Annotated in this window: 17 protein-coding genes; 5 read left to right on the top strand and 12 right to left on the bottom strand. The window is 74.1% G+C overall.

The annotated features are described in order from the left end of the window. The first annotated feature begins 343 nt into the window (after nucleotides 1-343). Nucleotides 344-1,156, top strand: coding sequence for a polysaccharide deacetylase family protein (locus tag ACFVUH_RS14770; protein ID WP_387913489.1), 813 nt, complete (start codon nucleotides 344-346; stop codon nucleotides 1,154-1,156). 177 nt (nucleotides 1,157-1,333) lie between these two features. Next, nucleotides 1,334-1,993 (top strand): hypothetical protein, encoded by a 660-nt coding sequence (locus ACFVUH_RS14765; protein WP_387913487.1) that lies wholly within the window; start codon nucleotides 1,334-1,336, stop codon nucleotides 1,991-1,993. Nucleotides 1,994-2,021: 28 nt separating this feature from the next. On the opposite strand, the gene ACFVUH_RS14760 is transcribed toward ACFVUH_RS14765, so the two are convergent. The 11 genes from ACFVUH_RS14760 to ACFVUH_RS14710 all read right to left on the bottom strand — a co-directional run bounded on the left by ACFVUH_RS14760 (nucleotide 2,022) and on the right by ACFVUH_RS14710 (nucleotide 15,409). Beyond that, a complete protein-coding gene (locus ACFVUH_RS14760) occupies nucleotides 2,022-3,272 on the bottom strand; it encodes a sensor histidine kinase (RefSeq protein ID WP_387913485.1) in 1,251 nt (416 codons plus the stop codon). 31 nt (nucleotides 3,273-3,303) lie between these two features. Then, on the bottom strand, nucleotides 3,304-3,846 hold the full coding sequence (locus ACFVUH_RS14755) for a hypothetical protein (RefSeq protein ID WP_387913483.1): 543 nt from the start codon (nucleotides 3,844-3,846) through the stop codon (nucleotides 3,304-3,306). Nucleotides 3,847-4,163: 317 nt separating this feature from the next. Continuing rightward, nucleotides 4,164-4,799, bottom strand: coding sequence for a 4'-phosphopantetheinyl transferase (locus ACFVUH_RS14750; RefSeq protein WP_387913481.1), 636 nt, complete (start codon nucleotides 4,797-4,799; stop codon nucleotides 4,164-4,166). Nucleotides 4,800-4,894: 95 nt separating this feature from the next. Next, a complete protein-coding gene (locus ACFVUH_RS14745) occupies nucleotides 4,895-7,231 on the bottom strand; it encodes an arylsulfatase (protein WP_387913480.1) in 2,337 nt (778 codons plus the stop codon). Further along, complete coding sequence (locus ACFVUH_RS14740; RefSeq protein WP_387913478.1) at nucleotides 7,228-8,898, bottom strand: ABC transporter ATP-binding protein; 1,671 nt, start codon at nucleotides 8,896-8,898, stop codon at nucleotides 7,228-7,230. Before ACFVUH_RS14740 ends, ACFVUH_RS14745 begins: the two co-directional genes overlap by 4 nt. Further along, entirely contained in the window at nucleotides 8,895-9,755 is an 861-nt protein-coding gene (locus ACFVUH_RS14735; RefSeq protein WP_387913476.1) for an ABC transporter permease, read from the bottom strand. Before ACFVUH_RS14735 ends, ACFVUH_RS14740 begins: the two co-directional genes overlap by 4 nt. A gap of 3 nt (nucleotides 9,756-9,758) precedes the next feature. After that, entirely contained in the window at nucleotides 9,759-10,703 is a 945-nt protein-coding gene (locus tag ACFVUH_RS14730) for an ABC transporter permease (protein WP_380681874.1), read from the bottom strand. A gap of 18 nt (nucleotides 10,704-10,721) precedes the next feature. Next, nucleotides 10,722-12,305, bottom strand: coding sequence for an ABC transporter substrate-binding protein (locus ACFVUH_RS14725; RefSeq protein WP_387913475.1), 1,584 nt, complete (start codon nucleotides 12,303-12,305; stop codon nucleotides 10,722-10,724). Continuing rightward, on the bottom strand, nucleotides 12,302-13,579 hold the full coding sequence (locus ACFVUH_RS14720; RefSeq protein ID WP_387913473.1) for an ROK family protein: 1,278 nt from the start codon (nucleotides 13,577-13,579) through the stop codon (nucleotides 12,302-12,304). The genes ACFVUH_RS14725 and ACFVUH_RS14720 overlap by 4 nt, the downstream gene beginning before the upstream one ends. A gap of 70 nt (nucleotides 13,580-13,649) precedes the next feature. After that, nucleotides 13,650-14,618, bottom strand: a complete 969-nt coding sequence (locus ACFVUH_RS14715; RefSeq protein ID WP_387913472.1) for a TauD/TfdA dioxygenase family protein — start codon at nucleotides 14,616-14,618, stop codon at nucleotides 13,650-13,652. Between the two features lie 533 nt (nucleotides 14,619-15,151). Next, nucleotides 15,152-15,409, bottom strand: a complete 258-nt coding sequence (locus ACFVUH_RS14710; protein WP_387913471.1) for a hypothetical protein — start codon at nucleotides 15,407-15,409, stop codon at nucleotides 15,152-15,154. A 130-nt stretch (nucleotides 15,410-15,539) separates the two neighbouring features. Here ACFVUH_RS14710 and ACFVUH_RS14705 point away from each other — a divergent pair, with 130 nt between their 5' ends. Beyond that, nucleotides 15,540-16,022 (top strand): cysteine/serine endopeptidase inhibitor, encoded by a 483-nt coding sequence (locus tag ACFVUH_RS14705; protein WP_355365322.1) that lies wholly within the window; start codon nucleotides 15,540-15,542, stop codon nucleotides 16,020-16,022. A 267-nt stretch (nucleotides 16,023-16,289) separates the two neighbouring features. Then, the gene (locus tag ACFVUH_RS14700) at nucleotides 16,290-17,663 is read left to right on the top strand and encodes an NAD(P)/FAD-dependent oxidoreductase (protein ID WP_387913469.1); all 1,374 of its coding nucleotides are present in this window, start codon (nucleotides 16,290-16,292) and stop codon (nucleotides 17,661-17,663) included. Between the two features lie 55 nt (nucleotides 17,664-17,718). Here ACFVUH_RS14700 and ACFVUH_RS14695 read toward each other — a convergent pair whose 3' ends face one another. Next, nucleotides 17,719-20,109 (bottom strand): ATP-binding cassette domain-containing protein, encoded by a 2,391-nt coding sequence (locus ACFVUH_RS14695; protein ID WP_387913467.1) that lies wholly within the window; start codon nucleotides 20,107-20,109, stop codon nucleotides 17,719-17,721. A 157-nt stretch (nucleotides 20,110-20,266) separates the two neighbouring features. On the opposite strand from ACFVUH_RS14695, the gene ACFVUH_RS14690 reads away from it, so the two are divergent. Beyond that, the gene (locus tag ACFVUH_RS14690; RefSeq protein ID WP_387913465.1) at nucleotides 20,267-21,259 is read left to right on the top strand and encodes a DUF6528 family protein; all 993 of its coding nucleotides are present in this window, start codon (nucleotides 20,267-20,269) and stop codon (nucleotides 21,257-21,259) included. The last annotated feature ends 21 nt before the right edge of the window (nucleotides 21,260-21,280 follow it).

The following is a 21,280-nucleotide window of genomic DNA, read 5'->3' as shown; positions in this document are numbered from 1 at the left end:
GGTGAACCCCGGGTGAGCCGGGCCCCACGGTCGTGCGGCAGCCCCGTGAAGGCCGCGTCGGCTTGCACGGGCGGGCGCGGAGGCCCTGAATGGAGGGGCGTGGATCGGTGATCTCTGACGGACGGACAGGTTCGGAGCTTTCATGGCACTCAGTCGGCGGACCCTCCTGGCGGCCGCGGCCGGCACCGCGCTGGCCGGTTGCGCGCCCACTCCGGGCGCGCCGCCGACCCGGTCGCCGACCACCCGGCCGCCGACAGCGTCGCCGCCCTCCTCGGCCCCGCCCTCGCTCCCGTCCTCGCCCGCGCCCTCCCCGTCGGAGCCGCCGTCCGCGGCCCCTTCCCCGGTGCCTTCCCCGACGCCTTCTCCCTCCGCCGAGGCGTCCTCCGCAGCGGCTTCCCCGCCGGCTTCCCCGCCGGCCTCCGCACCCGCCTCCGCACCCGCCACCACCCTGCCCACCCGGGCGGCCGTCACCGCCCGCTACGCCGACGCCGCGCCCACCACCTGGGGCCTGGACGTCCCCGGTGTGCTCACCACCCTCCCCGGCGCCGCCCGCGCGGTCGCCCTCACCTTCGACGCCTGCGGCGGCTCCGGCGGCTCGGGCTACGACGCCGCCCTGATCGACACCCTCCGCGCCCACGCCGTCCCCGCCACCCTCTTCCTCAACGCCCGCTGGATCGACGCCAACCCCGAGGTCTTCGAGAACCTCGCCGCCGACCCCCTCTTCGAGATCGCCAACCACGGCACCGCCCACCGCCCCCTCTCCGTCACCGGCCGTTCCGCGTACGGCATCGCCGGTACCCGCGACCCCGGCGAGGTCTACGACGAGGTCGCCGGCAACCTCGCCAAGCTCACCGCCCTCCTTGGCCGCCCGCCCCGCTTCTTCCGCTCGGGCACCGCCCACTACGACGACGTCGCCACCCGCATCGCCGCCGACCTCGGCCAGCGGATCGCCGGATTCAGCACCAACGCCGACGGCGGCGCCACCCTCCCCGCCGCCCAGGTCCAGCGGGAGCTGGCCGACGCCGAGCCGGGCGGCATCGTCATCGCCCACATGAACCGGCCCGCCTCCGGCACCGCCCGCGGCGTCGCCGCCGCCCTCCCCGCCCTCCTGGCCGCCGGGCGCACCTTCACCCGCCTCTCCGACGCCTTCCGGTAGGCGGACGTTCCGTTTGAAGGAACGAACCACCCAACAAATCTGGGATACCGGCGCCCCCGCCGTCTCGGTGAGGATGCGTGACGCAACCCCCGCGCAACCCCCGCGCACGTCCGCCCGCCCACGTCCGCCCGGGCGCGCCCGCGCCCGGCCCGGTTCACGACCGACGGAGGAGTACGGATGACCCCCGCCCACAGCCCGCGCCGCCGCCGCACCGCCGCGACCGCGGCCGCCACCATGACGGCCCTGGCCCTGCTGGAACTCGGAGGCGTCGGGGCCGCCACCGCCCACGCCGACACCCGCTCGCTGCGGTCGAGCTGCAACCCCGCCGTGGACGCCCCCTGGGTGGATGTGATCCACACCCAGGTCGACCCGATCGTCACCGACTACCTCACGATGGTCGTCGTCGGCGCGGGATCCGGGACGCGCACCGACGCCCTGCCCCGGGTGGCCTCGGTGACCACCTCCGTCGACGGCAACCCGACCATCACCGCCGCGGAGAGCGAGATCCTCCTCAAGGCCGAGGCCTGGGTCGGCTTCCCGGTCCAGAAGACCACCTCGTCCACCGGCGGCTCCACCCTCACCACCACGTGGAGCTACAACCAGCCCGACCGCTACGGCCTCTACCGGGGGACCCGCAAGGTCCTGGGCGAGTACGTCAAGTACGTCTGCGTCCGGACGGGCCCCGACACCGGCGAATGGGTCAGCGCCGTCCCGGGCAGCGGTACCACGGGGACGTTCATCACCTACGGGTCCGTGGAGAACGGCATCGTCCGCTGTGCCCGGACCGAGGCCGCCGGGACGCTGCGCCGCGCCGCCCAGGTCCGGCTCGGCTGCTGACCCGCCGGTCCCGGGTCCGGCCGCCGTGTCACCGCGGTACCGGTGCCGGACCGGCCGCCGTGGACACCGGCAGTGCCGCCGCCACCCGGAACCCGGGCCCGTACGGCGCCGCGCTCAGCAGCCCGCCGTACAGCGCCACCCGCTCGCGCAGCCCCAGCAGCCCGTGCCCGGTCGACAGCTCCCGGCCCTCCTCGCGCTCCCCGTCCGGCGGGCGCCCCGCACCGTCGTCCACCACCTCGATGAGCAGCGCCCGGTCCCAGGTGATCCGCACGACCGCGCGGGTCCCCGGGCCGGCGTGCTTGGTGATGTTGGTGGCGGCCTCCTGGACCAGGCGGTAGGCCGTCTGACCGACGCTGTCGTCGACCCGCAGCGGCGTGCCCCGGATCTCCAGCGCGATCCGGACGCCGGCCTTGCGGACGTCCGCCAGCAGCTGCTCCAGATCGCCCAGCCCGTGGCTGTAGCCGTCCTCGGTGGCCGCGTCCGAGCCGCGCAGCAGCCGCAGCATGTGCCGCAGCTCGGCCATCGTCGACCGGCCGAGGTCCTCGATGTGCGCGAACGCCTCGGAGCAGGCCGGGTCCTCCAGCGCCGTGGCCCGGGCCGTCTCCGCCCGCATGACGATCACCGCGACGGCGTTCGCGACGATGTCGTGCAGCTCCCGCGCGATCCGCACCCGCTCCTGGGTCACCCGCAACCGTGCCTCGGCGACCTCCTGCCGGTGCCGCTCCGCCTCCGTCCTGGTCGCCAGGCTCCACCGGGCGAACCCCCACACCACCAGCGTCACCGGGGCGTAGAACGCGATGTTCGCGACCAGGACGGGGGTGGTCAGCGGGCCCTCGTAATCGCCGATCGTCTCGGCGATCGCCATCCCCATCGGAATCAGGCTCGCCACCAGGACACCCAGCGCCACCGGCCGCCGGTACTGCGCGGCCACCGTGTAGAGGGCGATCAGCAGGCCGAAGCACGGGGTGTAGTCGACGGTGTTCGCCCACGACAGCAGGTCGGAGGTGACCGCGATGACCCACACGGTGGCGAACACCGCCAGCGGCCGGCGGCGCCGCACCACCAGTGCCAGCACCTCGGCGAGGGCGAGCAGCAGCATCCACATCCGCTGCTGCCAGTCCGCCCACGGGGCGATCAACGTGCCGAAGTAGAACAGCTCCGGAATGACCGCCGCCACGGCCAGCGCGGTGTCCTGCAGCCACACCGACCGCAGCCACCGCGCCGCCCCCTGCCGCCGCGCCCGGCCCTGTACCTGTGCCTGCGCCTGCCCCTGCGCCACCGCCGCCGCCACCATCACGCCACCGCCGCCATCAGTCCGCTGCCGTCTGCGGCGCCTTGCAGCAGAGCCGGCTGCCGCAACAGGTGCCTCCCGCGTAGACGCCGGCACTCCCCGCGACCCCGATGGTGGACTCGGGAGCCCCGAGCCACCAGGTGTCCGGAGGACCGTCCTTCTCCGGCGGTACCACCCGGAACCCCAGCTCGGCGTACGTCGCCCACTGGTCACCGTGGTTGCGCAGCAGGGCGTCCGCCAACTGCGCCCGGGTGACCTGCACGGCCGCCACCGCGAACGGCTCGGCCCAGACCAGCGTCAGCACCGCCGCCGCCGTGGTGATCCCGTCCCCGTCGAGCGCCGCCACACTGACGCCGCCGACCGGAACCTCCACGGCCCCGTCCCCCGGCGAGCGCGATATCCGGGCGACGAATCTCCGCCACGGGTTGGCCAGCGCCTCGACCGGATCCGGCACCAGCACGGTCGCCGTACTGGTCAGCAGCCCGTGCCCCAGCAGACCGCCGGCCGCGCCACCGTCCTCCTTCGTGTGCACGGTGACCGCCAGCGCGGGAACCTCGCTCACAGAATGGCTACTCATAGTGACACCTCGTGATCATCTCTGCCCGCACTCCAGCCCTGCGGGCGACGTACCACCACCCTCCCTCCAGCGTTGTCCCAGGAGCATGAGTCTCCGGCCCCACCTCTGCCCCGACCTGCGGACTCCCGCTTCCGCCCCCATTCGGTGATGCTCCGTCATGACATGTGTCACGGGCCTCCCATGGGAATGCTCACTACCCTCGGTGAGTGCGCGCACTTCTGTCACCCCGGGGCCGCTGACAGGCTGAACCGCATGACCGAGCGCCTCCCCACCCTCACCGGCCGCGGGCTGAACACGGCCCGCTACCGCAGGACGGTGATGGCGGTGGCGAGGTGGCCGTTGTGGACGCGCCAGCGGCCGGTGAGGGTGGGGAGGGGGGAGGGGACGAGGAGGGTGGCGGTGAAGGTGCCGGTGGGGTGGAGGGTGAGGTCGGCCTCGGAGAAGTCGAGGAAGCGCTGGGTGAGGGGGAACCAGGTCTTGTAGACGGATTCCTTGGCGCTGAAGAGGATGCGGTCCCAGGGGGTGTCGGGGTGGGCGGTGGTGAGGGCGGCGTCGCGCTGCTGTTCGGCGGGCAGGGCGATGGCGTCGAGCACGCCCTCGGGGAGGGGGAGAGCGGGTTCGGCGTCGATGCCGAGGGAGAGGACGTGCTCGGCGCGGGCGACGGCGGCGGCGCGGAAGCCGGCGCAGTGGGTGAGGGAGCCGACGACGCCGTCGGGCCAGCCGGGGGCGCCGCGCAGGCCGGGGAGGAGCGGGCGGTAGGGGACGCCGAGGCGGGTCAGGGCGAGCCGGGCGCAGTGGCGCACGGTGGTGAACTCGCGGCGGCGGGACTCGACGGCGCGCGCGACGACCGCCTGCTCCTCGGGTTCGAGGCGGGCCTCGGGCGGGTCGGAGTAGGCGGTCTCGACGACGACGGCTTCGGGCAGGAGTTCGCTGATCACTGTTCCCCCGGACAGGACGGACGACGGGTGGCGGACGCCACGAGCCTTCCGGAGGATAGCGCGCCGATCGGCTGACTGATCGGCTGATTGATCGGCTATTCGAAGGCGGCGGCGGCCTCCCGCAGCGCACGGGCGACGGTCTCGGGGTCGTCGGGGGCGGGGTCGCCGGGCAGGTAGGTGACGGCCCGCAGGGCGCCGCTGTAGCGGAAGGAGCGGTGGCGCTCGTACAGCGGCCAGGAGACCGGGGACCTGCGGTCGACGCCGACGCTGATGCCCTGGAACGGGGCCATGCCGATGAGCTGGTGGACGGGGCCGAGCCGGCCGGCCTCGGTGCCGTCGACCAGGACGCGGAACTCCCAGCGCAGGCCGGCCACGGCGGTCGCCTCGACGGTGACCAGGCGGGCGCCGGGGGCGAGCGGGCCGGCGTCGGCCTCGAAGAGCTCGCCGTACTGGTTGTAGGCGAGGTGCAGCCGGCCGTCCTCGACGTAGAGGCTGTAGCCGCCGCCCTGGTCGCCGTGCGAGACCAGGACGCCCGCGTCCTCGGCGCCGTGGTGGGCGAGTTCGACCTCGACGGCGAAGGAGCGGAAGGAGATCAGCCGCGACGAGCGGTAGCGCTCCAGTTCGGGTGTGCCGGCGAGCAGGCGCAGCGGGCGGCGCAGCCGGGCGTCGTCGGGGTGGCGGCGGGCGAGCGCGCCGCTGCCGTCGGTGAGCGGGAAGACGCCGTTGCGCCAGGCGGCGTCCTCCCAGGCGGCGGACAACTCCTTGACGACGTCGTGGTGTTCGGCGGCGAGGTCGTGGATCTCGGTGGGGTCGGTGCGCAGGTCGTACAGCGCCCACTCGCCGTCGTCGTACGGGGCGCCGGGTCGGTGCAGGGTGACCAGCTTCCAGCCGTCGCGGTAGTAGCTGCGGTTGCCGGTCATCTCGCAGTACTGCTCGGGGTGGGTGGAGGCGGCGGCGGGGTCGCGCAGGACGGAGGTGAAGGTGGAGCCGTCCAGGGACTGCACGGTCCGACCGCCGCGTCGCGCGGGCCGTTCCAGGCCGGCGAGGTCGAGCAGGGTGGGCAGCAGGTCGGTGACGTACTGGTACTGGGTGCGTACGCCGGGATCGCCCTCGGTGCGCGGGAGTCCGGCGGGCCAGGAGAGCACGAACGGGACGCGCACGCCGCCCGCGTGGGTCTGGCCCTTGTAGAGGCGGAACGGGGTGTTGGAGGCCATGCCCCAGCCGCGCGGGTAGTGGACCAGCGAGCGCGGGCCGCCGATCAGCTCGACCTCCCGCTCGACGTCGGGGTTCCAGTCCTCGGGGAGGCCGGGGTGGTGGACGAAGCGGCTGAAGTAGCTGCGGGTTCCCTCGGCGCCGCCCTCGCCGGTGCCGCCGTTGTCGGAGGTGAACACCACGATGGTGTTGTCGAGTTCGCCGAGCGCGGCGAGGGTGTCGAGCAGCCGGCCGAGGTTCTGGTCGACGTTGTCGACCATCGCCGCGTAGACCTCCATGTAGCGGGCGTAGAGCTGCCGCTGGGTGGGGGTGAGTTCGCTCCACGGGCCGACCTCGTAGCCGGATTCGGCGTTGCGGTCGGGCAGTCGGGTGCCGGGCGGGAAGTGGCCGGCGGCGAGCTGGCGGGCGAACCGGGCGGCGCGCAGCGCGTCCCAGCCGTCGTCGTAGCGGCCCTTGTGGCGGGCGAGGTCCTCGGGCTTGGCCTGCAGCGGGCCGTGCACGGCGTTGTGGGCGAGGTAGAGGAAGAACGGCTTGTCGGCGTCGTGGGCGCGCAGCGAGGTGACCATGTCGATGGCGCGGTCGGTGATGTCGTCGGTGTAGTAGTAGCCGTCGGGGAGTTCGTCGATGTCCAGCGGGCTGTTGTCGCGGACGAGTTGGTGCGGGTGGAAGAGGTTGGTGAGGCCTTCCAGGACGCCGTAGTACTGGTCGAAGCCCTTCTGCAGCGGCCAGTTGGCGCGGTGGTCGGCGGCGTTGGAGGCGGAGTCGCGGGTCAGGTGCCACTTGCCGACGGCGTAGGTGGCGTAGCCGGCGTCGTGCAGCAGTTCGGCGAGGGTGGGGATGTCGTCGGCGATCTCCATGCCGTAGCCGGGGAAGCCGGGGTCGGCGTTGGCGACGAAGGAGTAGCCGACCCGGTGCGGGTTGAGGCCGGTGAGCAGGGCGGCCCGGGCGGGGGAGCAGAGCGGCATGGTGTGGTAGTTGGCGAGTTTGACGCCGCGCTCGGCGAGGCCGTCCAGGACCGGGGTGGGGACCTCGGAGCCGAACGGGCCGATGTCGCTGTAGCCGAGGTCGTCGACCAGGACGACGACGATGTTGGGTGCGCCCTCGCGCGGGCGGACGCGGTCGGGCCAGGCCGGGGTGGACTCGCGGAAGGTGCGGCCGACGGTGCCGGGGAAGCCGTCGTACGGGTCGCGGTACGGCCGGGCGTCGGGGGACGCGCTCATGCGGTGCTCCGGGTGGTGAGGGCGGCGGACCGGCCGGTGCGGACGGCGGGCCGGGTGTCCAGGCGCGGGACGGCGGCCAGGAGTTCGGTGGTGTAGGGGTGTTCGGGCGCGGTGACGACCCGGTCGGCCGGGCCGGTCTCGACGATCCGGCCGCGGTGCATGACGGCGATCCGGTGGCTCACCTGCCGGACGACGGCGAGGTCGTGGGCGATGAACAGCAGGGCGAGGCCGAGTTCGCGCTGCAGGCGGGCGAGCAGGTCGAGCACCTGGGCCTGGACCGAGACGTCCAGTGCGGAGACCGGCTCGTCGCAGATCAGCACGCTCGGTTCGGGCGCCAACGCCCGGGCGATGCCGATGCGTTGGCGCTGGCCGCCGGAGAAGGCGCGCGGATGCCGCTCGGCGCTGTCGGGGTCGAGGCCGACCTGCTCCAGGAGTTCGGTGACCCGCCGGGCGCGTGCGGCCCGGTCGCCGAGGCCGTGGGCGATCAGCGGCTCGGCGATGATCTGCCCGGCGGTCATCCGGGGGTTGAGCGAGGCGTACGGGTCCTGGAAGACCAGCTGCACCTCGCGCCGGGCGTCCCGTTCGCCGCCGCGTCCGAACTCCCGTCCCCGGAAGCGGATCTCGCCGCCGGTCGGGGCGTGCACCTGGACCAGCGCGCGGGCCAGTGTGGACTTGCCGGAGCCGGATTCGCCGACCAGTCCGAGTGTCTCGCCGGGGTGCAGCACCAGGTCGACGCCGTCCAGCGCGGTGACCGCGCGCCGCCGCGAGCCGTAGGTCTTGCGCAGGCCGGTGACGGTGAGCAGCGGTTCGGTGCCGGGCGCGCTGTTGGCGGCGGCGGCCGAGGGCGCTTCCAGACGCGGGACGGCGGCCAGGAGCTGTTCGGTGTACGGGTGCCGGGGCGAGCCGAGGACCTCGGCGGTGGCACCGGACTCGACCACCCGGCCGTGCCGCATCACCAGCAGCCGGCGGCAGGTCTGCGCGATCACCCCGAGGTCGTGGCTGATCACCACCAGCGCGGTGCCGGTCTCCCGGTTGATCCGGGTGAGCAGGCGCAGGATCTGCTGCTGGACGGTCGGGTCGAGGGCGGTGGTCGGTTCGTCGGCGACGAGCACCTCGGCGTCGTTGGCGAGCGCGAGGGCGATCATGATGCGCTGGCGCTGTCCGCCGGAGAACTGGTGCGGATGGTCGCGCAGTCGCCCGGCGGCGTCGGGGATGCCGACCAGGTCGAGCAGCTCGACGGCGCGGGTGGCCCGTTCGCGCTTGTCGGGGTTCCTGCCGTGGGCGCGCAGCGCCTCGTCGAGCTGCCTGCCGACGGTGAGCACCGGGTTGAGCGAGGACATCGGGTCCTGGAAGACCATGGCGATCCGGCGCCCGCGGACGGCGCGCAGGGCGCTCTCCGGCAGGGCGGCGAGGTCCTGCCCGGCCAGTTGCACCGAGCCGCCGGTGATCCGGCCCCCGGCGGGGAGCATGTGCAGCAGGGCGAGCGCGGTGGTGGACTTGCCGGAGCCGGATTCGCCGACCAGGCCGAGGGTGTCCCCGGCGGCGAGGTCGAAGCCGACGCCGTCCACGGCGGTGGTGCCCTCGAAGGCCACGGTGAGGTCGGTGACCCGCAGGACCGTGCGGTCGGCGCGGGGTGGGGTGTCGTCGGGCGGTGTGCTGGTGGTCATCGGCGGATTCCCCGGTTCAGGGCCTCGGCGATCAGCGTGAAGCCGAGCACCAGCGCGGTGGTGGCGGCCAGCGGGGCGGCCGCGAAGGTCGGATGGGTGGCGAGGTAGCCGACGGACTGGCTGAGGATCGAGCCGAGGGTCGGCTCCGGCGGGCGTACGCCGAGCCCGAGGAAGCTCATCGCGCCCTCGATGAACACGCCGACCGACAGGGCCACCGCGGTCTGCACGATCAGCGGGTCGACGGCGTTCGGCAGTACGTGCCGCAGCAGCACCCGGGCCCGGGTGGCGCCGCCGACCCGGGCGGCCAGCGCGTACTCGCGCTCCCGCTGGACCAGGATGCCGGAGCGCAACTGGCGGCCGAAAAGGGGGACTTCGGCGAGTGCGATGACGATGAACACCGGCCAGCGGCCCGGGCCGAGCACGGCCGTGACGGCCAGCGCCAGGATCATGCCGGGGAAGGCGAGCACCAGGTCGAAGACCCGCTGGACGGCGGTGTCGGCCCAGCGGTGGCCGGCCGCGAGCAGGGCGAGCGAGCAGCCGACCAGCGCGCCGACCGGGACGGCGCCGAAGGTCAGCGCGAGGTCGGTGGTGATGCCGTGCAGGACCCTGCTGAGCAGGTCGCGCCCGAGGTCGTCGGTGCCCAGCGGGTGTGCGGCGCTGGGTCCGGCGAGCGCGAGCGGGCCCTGGGCGTCGGGGTCCTGCGAGGTGAGCAGCGGGGCGAGCAGCCCGGCCAGCGCGATCGTGCCGACCAGGGCGAGCCCGGTCAGTCCGCGGGCGGAAAGCAGCCCGGCGAGGTAGCGGTTGCGGGTGGCGGTGCGCGCGGTGCGCGCCGGGGCGGGGGCGGTCAGGGCGGTCATCGGTTACTCCCACCGGATCCGGGGGTCGAGCCAGGCGTACACGAGGTCGGTGAGCAGCTGGACGGCGACGTAGCCGGCGACGATCAGCAGCAGCAGGGCCTGCACCACGGGGTAGTCGCGGCGCAGCACGCCCTGTTCGACGAGCTGGCCGAGTCCGGGCCAGGCGAAGATCCGCTCCACCAGCACCGCCCCGGCGACCAGGTGGCCGATCTGCAGGCCGAGCACGGTGACGGCGGAGGGCAGCGCGTTGGGCAGGGCGTGCCGCCAGACGATCCGCCGGCGCGAGACGCCGACGGCGGTGGCGGTGCGCACGTAGTCCTCGGCGAGCGCGCGGTGGATGCCGTCGGTGAGGTAGCGGGCGAGCACGGCGGCGCTGGGCAGGGCGAGGCAGACGGCGGGCAGCAGCAGGTACTGCAGCGCGAGGTCGGGCGCGTCGAGCAGGGACTCGTGGCCGCCGGCGGGCAGCAGTCCGAGGGTGACGGCGAACAGCAGTACCAGCAGCACGCCGGTGACGAACGGCGGCACGGCCAGCACGGCGGTGGTGAAGGCGCGGACGGCCGCGGCGACCGGGCGGCGCCGGGCGGTGGCGCCGAGCACGCCCAGCGGCAGGGCCAGCAGGACGACCAGCAGCAGGGCGGCGGCGGTGAGTTGGACGGTCGCGCCGATCCCGTCGCCGATCAGGTCGGCGACCTGGCCGCCGATCGAGTAGCTGGGCCCGAGGTCGCCGCTGAGCAGATCGCCGAGCCAGTGCAGGTACTGGGTCAGCAGCGGCCGGTCCAGGCCGAGTTGGGCGCGGATCGCGGCGACGGCCGGCGGTCCGGCGTCGGGGCCGGCCAGCGTGGTGGCGGGGTCGCCGGGGATCAGGCGCAGGATGAGGAAGACCAGGAAGGAGGCGAGGAGGAGGACGAGCAGCCCGGAGGGCAGCCGCTTGAGGAGGAAGCTTCGCATGGGGTTCGGGCCGTCCGCTCAGGCCGTGAGGTAGGCGTCGTCGAGGTTGAGGTAGCCGAACTTGTTGAGGGTGGCGCCGCGGACCTTGCCGCCGGCGACCTCGGTGAGACCGGCGATGGCGAGGTCGATCACGAACTGCTCGTCGAGCAGGACGTCGGTGATCTGCCCGTAGAGCGCCTTGGCCTCGGCACTGTCGCTGTCCGGCCGCTTCCAGGCGCGCTGGACGATGTCGGTGTAGGCGGGCGAGCCGAAGTGGGAGCTGTTCTTGGCCTCGTTGAACGGGTAGGCGCTCACCGCCAGGGTGGCGGGGTGGAGTTGGGCGAAGCCGTGGCTCAGCGTCCACAGCGCGGGCATGCTCTGGGCGATGAGCTGCTTCTGCATGGTGGGCGAGTCGGTGGGCTGCAGCACGGTCTCGATGCCGACCTGCTGGAGGTCGTACTGGAGGATCTGCGCGATGGCGGTGCTGCCGGGGTCGTTGCTGTGCGCGAACGGCAGGCTGATGCCGCCGAGTCCGGCGTCCCTGAGCAACTGCCGGGCGCGCTCGGGGTCGTGGCGGTAGTGGGCGGAGGCCTCCGCGGCGTACGCGGGGGAGGACTTGGGCCAGGGCGTCGAGGAGACGGTGCCGTAGCCGCCGAGGGCCTGCTGGACCAGCCGCTCGCGGTCGACGGCCCAGGCGATGGCCTGCCGCACCCGCTTGTCGCCGACGTGCTCGGCGGTCAGGTTGACGCCGATGTAGTGGGCGCCGGAGCCGGTGTCGTAGGGCGTGACGCGGAACTGCGGGTCGCTCCTGAGGGTGGCGACGTCCTTGCCGCGGACGCTGTAGGACAGGTGGGTCTGGCCGGTCCGCAGGGAGGAGAGCAGCGACTCCTGCTGCGGGACGACGCGGATCTCGACGCCGTCCAGATAGGGGCGGCCCGGGTTCCAGTAGGCGGCGTTGCGGGCGAAGGTGATCGAGCTGCCGGGCTTGCGCTCGGTGAAGGTGTACGGGCCGGTGCCGATCAGCTTCGTCCCGGCGAAGGCCTCCTCGACGGTCGCCGAGTCCGGGATGATCATGAACTCGAAGAGGTCGAAGAGGTTGCTCACCGGATGGGCGAGGACGAGGGTGAGCTCGAAGTCGCCGTTCTTGCGGAAGTCCGTGACGGCGGCGGCGGTGGAGCGCAACTGGGCGGAGCGGGCCGGGTTCTGGAGGTTCTTGACGGCGAACACCACGTCGTCGGCGGTGAACCGGCGGCCGCTGTGGAAGGTCACGTCCTCGCGCAGCCTGAGGGTCACGCCGGTGCCGTCCGGGGTGACCTCCCAGGAGGTGGCGAGCTCGGGCTGCGGCTTCAGCTGGTCGTCGTAGCGGGTGAGGGTGTTGAAGACCAGCCGCTGGACGAGGGTGTTGGCGCTCTGGGCGAACAGCAGGGCCGGGGTGAAGTCGACGCCGGCGCCGACCGTGAGGACGCCGCCGCGGCGCGGGCCCGCCGCATCGTCGGCGCTCCGGCCGGCGGCGGTGTCGGCGGCCGAGCGGCAGGCGGCCAGGGTCAGCAGGCCGGCGCCGGCCAGGCCGCCGCGGAGCAGCGCCCGGCGGGAGAGCGGGGCGGCGGTGGGGAAGCTGGTCACGAGTGGGATCCTCTGCGGGAAGGAGCTGTCGGGGTCGGTCGGCGAGGGGGCGGGGCGGTCGTCAGGGCGTGCACCGGGCGGGCGTAGAGGGCGCCCAGCGAGGCCGCCCCGGCGGCCACGGCGAGCACGTCGGCGCCGCGCCGCTGGGCGATCACCAGGCCGGTGTCGCGCCGCAGGTGCGAGCCGCGCGCGAACGCGGCGCGCACCACCTCCAGATAGGCCGGGTCGAGGGAGGTGAAGTGCTCGGTCAGGACCAGCAGATCGGGGTTGACCACGTCGGCCAGCAGGCCGAGCGCCCGGCCGACGGTCTCCGCGCGCCGCCGCACCAGCCGGTCGGCCCGCGGGTCGCCGGCCTTGACGGCGGCCACCAGCGCGGCGCGGTCGGGCCGTTCGGTGATCCCCTCGGCCGCCGCCGCCTCGAACAGCGTGGTGTCCGAGGCGGCGGCCACCAGACAGCCGGTCCGGCCGCAGTGGCAGGGCACGTCGCTGTCCGGCACCGGCAGGTGGGCGATCTCCCCGGTCGGCGAGGCCGGGCCGACGTGCACGGTGCCGGCCACCGCCAGGGCCGCGTCCACCACATGGCCGACGAACAGGTGCACCATCGAGCGCCGGGCCGCCGGGTGGCCGAACAGGATCTCCGCCTGGGTCAGCGCCCGGGCGTGGTTGTCCACCTGGACGGGCAGCCCGGAGGCGTCCGCCAGCAGCTCGCCGAGCGGCAGGTCCTGCCAGCCGAGCGGATCGTGACGGATGATCCGTCCGCGATCGCGGTCGACCGTGCCGCCGGTGACGGCGCCCAGGCCGACCACGGTGCGGGCGTCCGGGGCGGCGGCGAGCAGCCCGGGCAACCGTTCCAGCAGCGGCCGCAGCACCGCCGGGCCGGTGCGTCCCCGGTGGCTCAACTCCCTGCGGTGCAGCACGTTTCCGCGCGGATCGAGGAAGGCGAAGGTGGTGGACGGCAGGCCGATGTGCAGCCCGGCCACCGCGATCCGGTCGGTGTCCACGTCCACCGGGAGCTGCGGGCGGCCGACCGCGCCGCGGCCGGGGGCCGTCGCCGGCTCGGGCCGCTCGCGCAGCAGCCCGAGCCGGACGAGGTCGACCACCTGGCGGGAGACGGCGGCCGGGCTCAGGCCGGTGAGCGCGGCCACCCGGCTGCGGGCCACCGGACCGTGGTCCAGCACCGCCCGCAGGACGGCGGCGGCGTTGACGTCCCGCCGCGCGTCCCCGGTGCGCGGCCGGGCGGTGGTGACGACCGTGCTCGTCAGCTCGGCGAACATCCTTCGTCCTTCGGGGATTCGGCGCCGCTCAGCGCTGCGCGAGGGTTACGGTCGTCTGCGGCCCGGTCTCCTACGGCTGGGCGGCCGGCCGCTCGGCCTCCAGCTCCTCGGCCGGCACCAGCCCGGCCACCCGCGGCGGCTCGGTGGGCTCCAGCAGCCGGCTCGGGGCGCCGTCCACGCCGGCCGGCAGGTCGCCGTCCAGGGTGATCCGGCGGACCAGGCGCGGCTCGTCGCCGTAGTCGTTGACGGCGTAGTGCTGGGTGGCCCGGTTGTCCCAGATCGCGACGTCGCCGACCTGCCAGTCCCAGCGCACGGTGTTCTCCAGCCGCTCCACGTACCGCTGGAACAGCGAGATCAGCGCCTTGCCGTCGGCGCCGGAGACGCCCTGGATGCGCTGGGCGAACGCGCCGAGCAGGATGCTCTTCTCGCCGGTCACCGGGTGGACGCGGACCACCGGGTGCTCGGTCCTGAACGCGGTGGAGACGAACACCTGGCGGAACAGGTTGGCGACCTCGGCGTTCTCGGCGAGCTCGGGGCGCAGCGCGAGGCTCGCCGCGTAGTCGTAGTCGTTGGTGTGCACGGCGCGCAGCGACTCGGCCAGCACCTTCAGCGGTTGCGGCAGGTCCTGGTAGGCGGCCGCGGTGTTGGCCCACACGGTGGAGCCGCCGGCCGGCGGCAGCTCCAGGGCGCGCAGGATCGAGGCCTTGGGGTAGGACGGCACGAAGGTGACGTCGGTGTGCCAGTTGTTGGCGCGCACGCCCTTGGTGGCGTCCAGCTCGAAGATGTACCGGCCGTCGGCGCTCGGGACGGTCGGGTGGCCGACCGGCTGGCCCAACAGGCGGGCGAACGCCTCGTGTTCGGCGTCGTCGAGGTGCTGCTGGCCGCGGAAGAACAGCACCTTGTGCGCGTACAGCGCGGCTTCGAGGGCGGCGACGGTCTCGGCGGGCAGGTCGCCGCCGAGGCGTACGTCGTGCACGATCGCGCCGATCCGGCCGGCGGCGGGGGTGAGGCGCAGGGCAGTGGTGGTGGCGGTGGACATGGCGGTTCCTCGACTCTCGTGGAGCGGACACGGGGATGCGTGGGAACGCCCCGGCGGCGGACGCGGGCAGGGCGGGACGCGGTGAAGGGTGTGACGTGGTAGAGGTGCGACGCGGTAGGGGCGTGACGCGGTGACGGGCGGCACGCGTGGGCCGGACGGCCCGGGATCAGCGGGCGAGTGCCCCGCGACAACAGCGACAGCCGCGGCGGGCCGGGGCGGTGCGGTGAACCGTGCTCATCGGCCCTCCTTCCGGGTCCGGGGCGCTGCGAGTGGGCTCGGCGCTCATCGTGCTGAAGCCGCCGCCTCCCTGTCAATCACCCGTTCTGCCTGGTGAGAAGGCATGTTGCGGCCGTGTGACGCCGCATTGCGGACGATGGTCGGGCGGTGACGGGACGGCTGCGGCGGCGTGTTCCCGCCTGTCGGGGGCGTGTCCGGATTACTAACTTTCGCAGCGGAAGAAACCCCGCCGGCAGCGGAACGGCCCGCCCGGAGCCTGTCCGGGCGGGCCCTCCGAGGTCCGGGGCCGGGGTTCGTCAGGCCCCCAGCAGGCGGGCGAAGTCCAGGCCGAGCCCGCCGAGCACGGGCAGGGCGCCGAGGTCGGTGACGGCGCCGACCGGGATGCTGTAACCCTGGTTGACCTCCCGGACCTCCGGGGCGGCGGCGGCCGGTCCGGCAAGGGCTCCGGTGAGCGCGGCGGTGAGGACGACGAGCAGGGCGAGGGTGCGCACGGGGGCCTCCGAGGGCGTGGGAGCGGGTGCCCTGCTGAACGCGCGGGGGAGTGGTGCGGTCACGTATCGTCCCCCCTTCGGTCGTGCGGGTAAAGATTCTCGGCTTGTGTTCATGACAACATGTCATGTGTCTGTCCCATGCGTTCCGATCCCGCCTACCGTCCTTCCCATCGACCCAACTGGGAGGGCCCACATGCGCGTTGCCCCGAAGCTGCGGATCCTGGCCGGCGTTCCGCTGGCCGCCGCCGCGATCGTCGCCCTGAGCGCCGGAACCGCGAGTGCCGCGATACCGATCAACAAACCCATGACCGGCAAGGCCACCTACTACAACGACGCCGGCTACGGCGCCTGCGGCACCCAGATCAATGCCGCCACCCAACTGCTCGTCGCCGTCTCGCACACCTGGTGGACCACCGCCAACCCCAACAACGACCCGGTCTGCCAGGGGATCTCGGTCAAGGTCAGCTACCAGGGCAAGACCCTCACCGTCCCCGTCAAGGACCAGTGTCCGTCCTGCGACTCCACCCACATCGACCTCAGCCAGCCCGCCTTCGCCAGGCTCGCGCCCCTCGGCCAGGGCGTGATCAACGGCCTGACCTGGCAGTTCGTCAAGACCGGTCTGGCCGGCCGGACCATCCCGATCGGCGAGCCCGTCACCGCCTCCACCCTCGGCTGACGCCCGCCCCGCGACGCCCTGCCCGTCCCCGCCGCGACGGTCGGCGGGGCGGGCGGAACCGGCCCCGCGCACCCGGTGCGACAGGGCCGATGAAGGGGTGGACGGCCGGCGAGGTCCTCGAACGGCTGCCGGCCTGACAGGCTGGCTGGGCCGGGGCGCGGATGCTTCCAGGCTGTCGGTGGTTCCCGAACGGCGCGCGGGCGTACCGTCCCGGGAAACGATCAACGCGAGTGGAGGTCGGGGTCCGTGGGATCCGGTGGCAGGGGTGTGAACGGCGGGGTGTCCTTCTGGTGGGGCCGGCTCGGGCTGCCCGAACCGAGGCCGGCGCTGCCCGGCGACCGGGAGGTCGACGTCTGCGTGGTCGGCGGCGGCTACACCGGCCTCTGGACGGCGTACCACCTCAAGAAGGCCGACCCAGGACTGCGGATCGCCGTGCTGGAACAGCGCTTCTGCGGCTACGGCGCCTCCGGACGCAACGGCGGCTGGCTCTACAACGGCTTCGCCGGTCGCGGCGCCTTCGCCCGCCGCCACGGCCGGGCCGGCGCCGCCGCGATGCAGCGGGTGATGGACGCGGCGGTCGGCGAGGTCGCCGACACCCTGGACGCCGAGGGCATCGACGCCGACCTGGTGCGCGGCGGCGTCCTGGAGGTCGCCCGCACTCCCGCCCAACTGGCCCGGTTGCGCGAGTTCGCCGAGACCGAACGCGGCTACGGACCCGACCGCGTCCACGAGTTGAGCGCCGGCGAGACCGCCGAACGGCTGCGCGTCGCCGGCACCCTCGGCGGGGTCTGGAGCCCGTACGGCGCCCGCGTCCAGCCCGCCAAGCTCGCCGCCGGCCTCGCGGCGACGGTCGAGCGGCTGGGCGTCGAGCTGTACGAGAGCACCCCGGTGACCGGGATCCGCGGCGGCCGCAAGCCCCGGGCGGTCACCCCGTACGGCACCGTCACCGCCCGCTACGTGCTGCGCGCCACCGAGGGGTTCACCTCGGGCCTCGCCGGGGAGCGCCGCACCTGGCTGCCGATGAACTCGGCGATGATCGCCACCGAGCCGCTGCCGCCGTCCTTCTGGGCCGAGGCCGGCTGGGAGGGACGCGAGGTGCTCGGCGACTTCGCCCACGCCTACATGTACGCCCAGCGCACCGCCGACGACCGGATCGCCCTCGGCGGACGCGGCGTCCCCTACCGCTTCGGCTCCCGGACCGACACCGACGGCGCCACCCAGCCCGCCACCATCCGCCAACTCCGCGAGATCCTGCACGAGTTCTTCCCGGCCGCCCGCACCGCCCGGATCGAGCACGCCTGGGCCGGGGTGCTCGGCGTGCCCCGCGACTGGTGCGCCACCGTCGACCTGGACCACCGCACCGGCCTCGGCTGGGCCGGCGGCTACGTCGGCAGCGGCGTGACCACCACCAACCTCGCCGGCCGCACCCTGCGCGACCTCGTCCTCGGCCACGACACCGAACTCACCCGGCTGCCCTGGGTCGGCCACACCGTCCGCCGCTGGGAGCCCGAACCCCTGCGCTGGCTCGGCGTGCACGCCCTCTACGCCGCCTACCACACCGCGGACCGCCAGGAGGCCGCCCGCCGCCGCGCCACCACCTCCCCCCTCGCCCGCCTCGCCGACACCATCGCCGGGCGGTAGACGCAGAAGCCCCGGGCCGGCGGGCAGAACCGGCCGGCCCGGGGAACGGAGGGACTCAGGCGCCGACGTACTCCGCCAGATGCCGGCCGGTGAGGGTCGAGCGGGCGGCGACCAGCTCGGCCGGCGTGCCCTCGAAGACGACGCGGCCGCCGTCGTGGCCGGCGCCGGGGCCCAGGTCGATGATCCAGTCGGCGTGCGCCATGACGGCCTGGTGGTGCTCGACCACGATGACGGACTTGCCCGAGTCGACCAGGCGGTCCAGCAGAGCGAGGAGCTGCTCGACATCGGCCAGGTGCAGGCCGGTGGTCGGCTCGTCCAGGACGTAGATCCCGCCCTTGTCGCCCATGTGGGTGGCCAGCTTGAGGCGCTGCCGCTCGCCGCCGGAGAGGGTGGTCAGCGGCTGGCCGAGGCTGACGTAACCGAGGCCGACGTCGACCAGGCGGGTCAGGATGCGGTGGGCGGCGGGCGTGCGGGCCTCGCCGGCGGCGAAGAACGCCTCCGCCTCGGTCACCGGCATCGCCAGCACCTCGCTGATGTCCCGGCCGCCGAAGCGGTACTCCAGCACCGAGGCGTCGAAGCGCCGGCCCTCGCAGTCCTCGCAGGCGGTGGCCACGCCGGCCATCATCGCCAGGTCCGTGTAGACGACGCCCGCGCCGTTGCAGGTCGGGCAGGCACCCTCGGAGTTGGCGCTGAACAGGGCCGGCTTCACGCCGTTCGCCTTGGCGAACGCCTTGCGGATCGGCTCCAGCAGACCGGTGTAGGTGGCCGGGTTGCTGCGCCGCGAGCCGCGGATCTGGCTCTGGTCGACGGACACCACGCCCTCCCCGGCCGGGATCGAGCCGTGCACCAGCGAGCTCTTGCCGGAGCCGGCCACGCCGGTGACCGCGACCAGCACGCCGAGCGGGATGTCCACGTCGACGTCCCGCAGGTTGTGCGCGCGGGCGCCGCGGACCGCCAGCTTGCCGGTGGGTGTGCGCACCGCCTTCTTCACCGAGGCCCGGTCGTCCAGGTGCCGGCCGGTGACCGTGCCCGCCGAGCGCAGGCCCTCCAGCGCGCCCTCGTAACAGATCGTGCCGCCCGCCGAGCCCGCACCCGGGCCGAGGTCCACCACGTGGTCGGCGATCGCGATCACCTCGGGCTTGTGCTCCACCACCAGCACCGTGTTGCCCTTGTCCCGCAGCTGCCGCAGCAGGCCGTTCATCCGCTGGATGTCGTGCGGGTGCAGACCGGTGCTGGGCTCGTCGAAGACATAGGTGACGTCGGTGAGCGAGGAGCCGAGGTGGCGGATCATCTTCACCCGCTGCGCCTCGCCGCCCGACAGGGTGCCGGCCGGCCGCTCCAGCGAGAGGTAGCCGAGGCCGATCTCGACGAAGGAGTCCAGCGTCTGCCGCAGCGCGGCGAGCAGCGGCGCCACCGAGGGCTCGTCGAGGCCGCGCACCCACGCGGCGAGGTCGCTGATCTGCATCCGGCAGGCGTCGGCGATGCCGACCCCGCCGATCTTGGACGAACGGGCGGCCTCGGTCAGCCGGGTGCCGTCGCACTCGGGACAGGAGGCGAAGGTCACCGCGCGGTCGACGAACGCCCGGATGTGCGGCTGCATCGCCTCCCGGTCCTTGGACAGGATGGACTTCTGGACCTTCGGGATCAGCCCCTCGTAGCTGACGTTGATGCCGCCGATCTTCACCTTGGTCGGCTCGCGGTGCAGGAAGTCCCGCAGCTCCCGCTCGCTGTAGTCGCGGATCGGCTTGTCCGGGTCGAGGAAGCCGGAGCCGCTGAAGACCCGCGTCATCCAGCCGTCCCCGGTGTAGCCGGGCACGGTGATCGCGCCCTCGGCGAGCGACTTGGTGTCGTCGTAGAGCTGGGCGAGGTCGATGTCGGAGATCGAACCCCGGCCCTCGCAGCGCGGGCACATGCCGCCGGTGATGGTGAAGCTGCGCCGCTCCTTGACCGTCCGGCCGCCGCGCTCCACGGTGACCGCGCCCGCGCCGCTGATCGAGGCGACGTTGAAGGAGAACGCCTTGGCCGAGCCGATGTGCGGCCGGCCGAGCCGGCTGAACAGGATCCGCAGCATCGCGTTGGCGTCGGTCGCGGTGCCCACGGTGGAGCGCGGGTCCGCGCCCAACCGCCGCTGGTCGACGATGATCGCGGTGGTCAGGCCGTCCAGCACGTCCACGTCCGGCCGGGCCACCGACGGCATGAAGCCCTGTACGAACGCGCTGTAGGTCTCGTTGATCAGCCGCTGCGACTCCGCCGCGACCGTGTCGAACACCAGGGAGCTCTTGCCCGAGCCGGAGACGCCCGTGAACACCGTCAGCCGGCGCTTGGGTATCTCGATGCTGACGTCCTTGAGGTTGTTCTCGCGCGCGCCGTGCACACGGATCAGGTCGTGGGTGTCCGCCGCGTGCGGCTCCGGTGCCTGCGCGCCGTTCCTCGTGCCCGTGCTCATCGTCTCTCCGGTTCCTCTCGCCGTGCCCGCAGCTTCCGATCTAACCAGCCGGGTACGACAAGCGGGGGGCTTACGCCGGTCGGATGCCGCGCGCTGGCGGCCGGCGGGCCCGCACCGCACGGTGGTTGCGGGGGACGGACGACGGGAGGTGCCGGCGGTGTCGAAGCGGGCACGGCTGTGGCGGACGACGGCCGGCCTGGCGGCCCTGGCCGTGGGCGCCGGCGCGGTGCCGGCGACGGCCGCCGGGGTGCGGCCGGGGTGGGCGGTGGCCGTGGTGGACCAGGCCTCGCGGCGGGTGCTGGTGGTGCAGAGCGCGGACGAGCTGATGGCCTACCGCGGCCCGGACCGGCAGCCGGTGGTCTGGTCGTGGTCCGCGGACACCGCCGGCGACCTCGACGACCTCGACCCGCACCGCAGCTGGGGGGCGCCGGACGAGGCCAAGAGCCGGGTGCGGGACGGCCGCCGGTACCTGCTGGTCACCGCCTCCGGCGGGCTGGCCGCCGTCGTCGACACCGCGACCGGCGCCACCGCGTGGGCCACCGACACCGGAGAGCACGCCAACCCGCACAGCGCCGAACTCCTCCCCGACGGCAACGTCGCCGTCGCCGCCTCCACCGGCGGCTGGGTGCGGCTGTACGCCGCCTCCCTCGGCCCGCGCACCACCGCGCACGCCGAGTACCGGCTGCCGGGCGCGCACGGGGTGCACTGGGACGGGCGCGCCGGGCTGCTCTGGGCACTCGGCGACGACACCCTCACCGCGCTGCGGGTGGGCGGTACCGCGGCCGCGCCGCTGCTCGGCGTCGAACGCGCGGTGCCGCTGCCCGAGCCGGGCGGCCACGACCTGTCGCCGGTGCTCGCCGAGCCCGGCCGGCTCTGGGTGAGCACCGGGGAGCACCTGTGGCGCTTCGACCCGACGGCGGACCGCTTCACCCGGATCCGGCTGGGCGGCGAGGAGGCCGAGCGGGACATCAAGAGCGTGGGCGACGAACCCGGCACCGGGCGGCTGCTCACCACCGCCCCGGACCACGCCGGCCCCTGCGCCTGGTGCACCTCGGTGCTGACCCTGCACCGCCCCGACGGCAGCCGCAGTCTGCCCGGCACGCACCTCTACAAGGCGCGCTGGTGGACCAGTTGGGGGATCGGGCGATGACCCGGTGGGTCGGTGGCAGGA

The sequence above is a fragment of the Kitasatospora sp. NPDC058032 genome (assembly GCF_042885845.1).
In the GTDB taxonomy this organism is placed as follows: Bacteria; Actinomycetota; Actinomycetes; order Streptomycetales; family Streptomycetaceae; genus Kitasatospora.
This window is presented reverse-complemented; position numbering and strand designations above follow the sequence as displayed.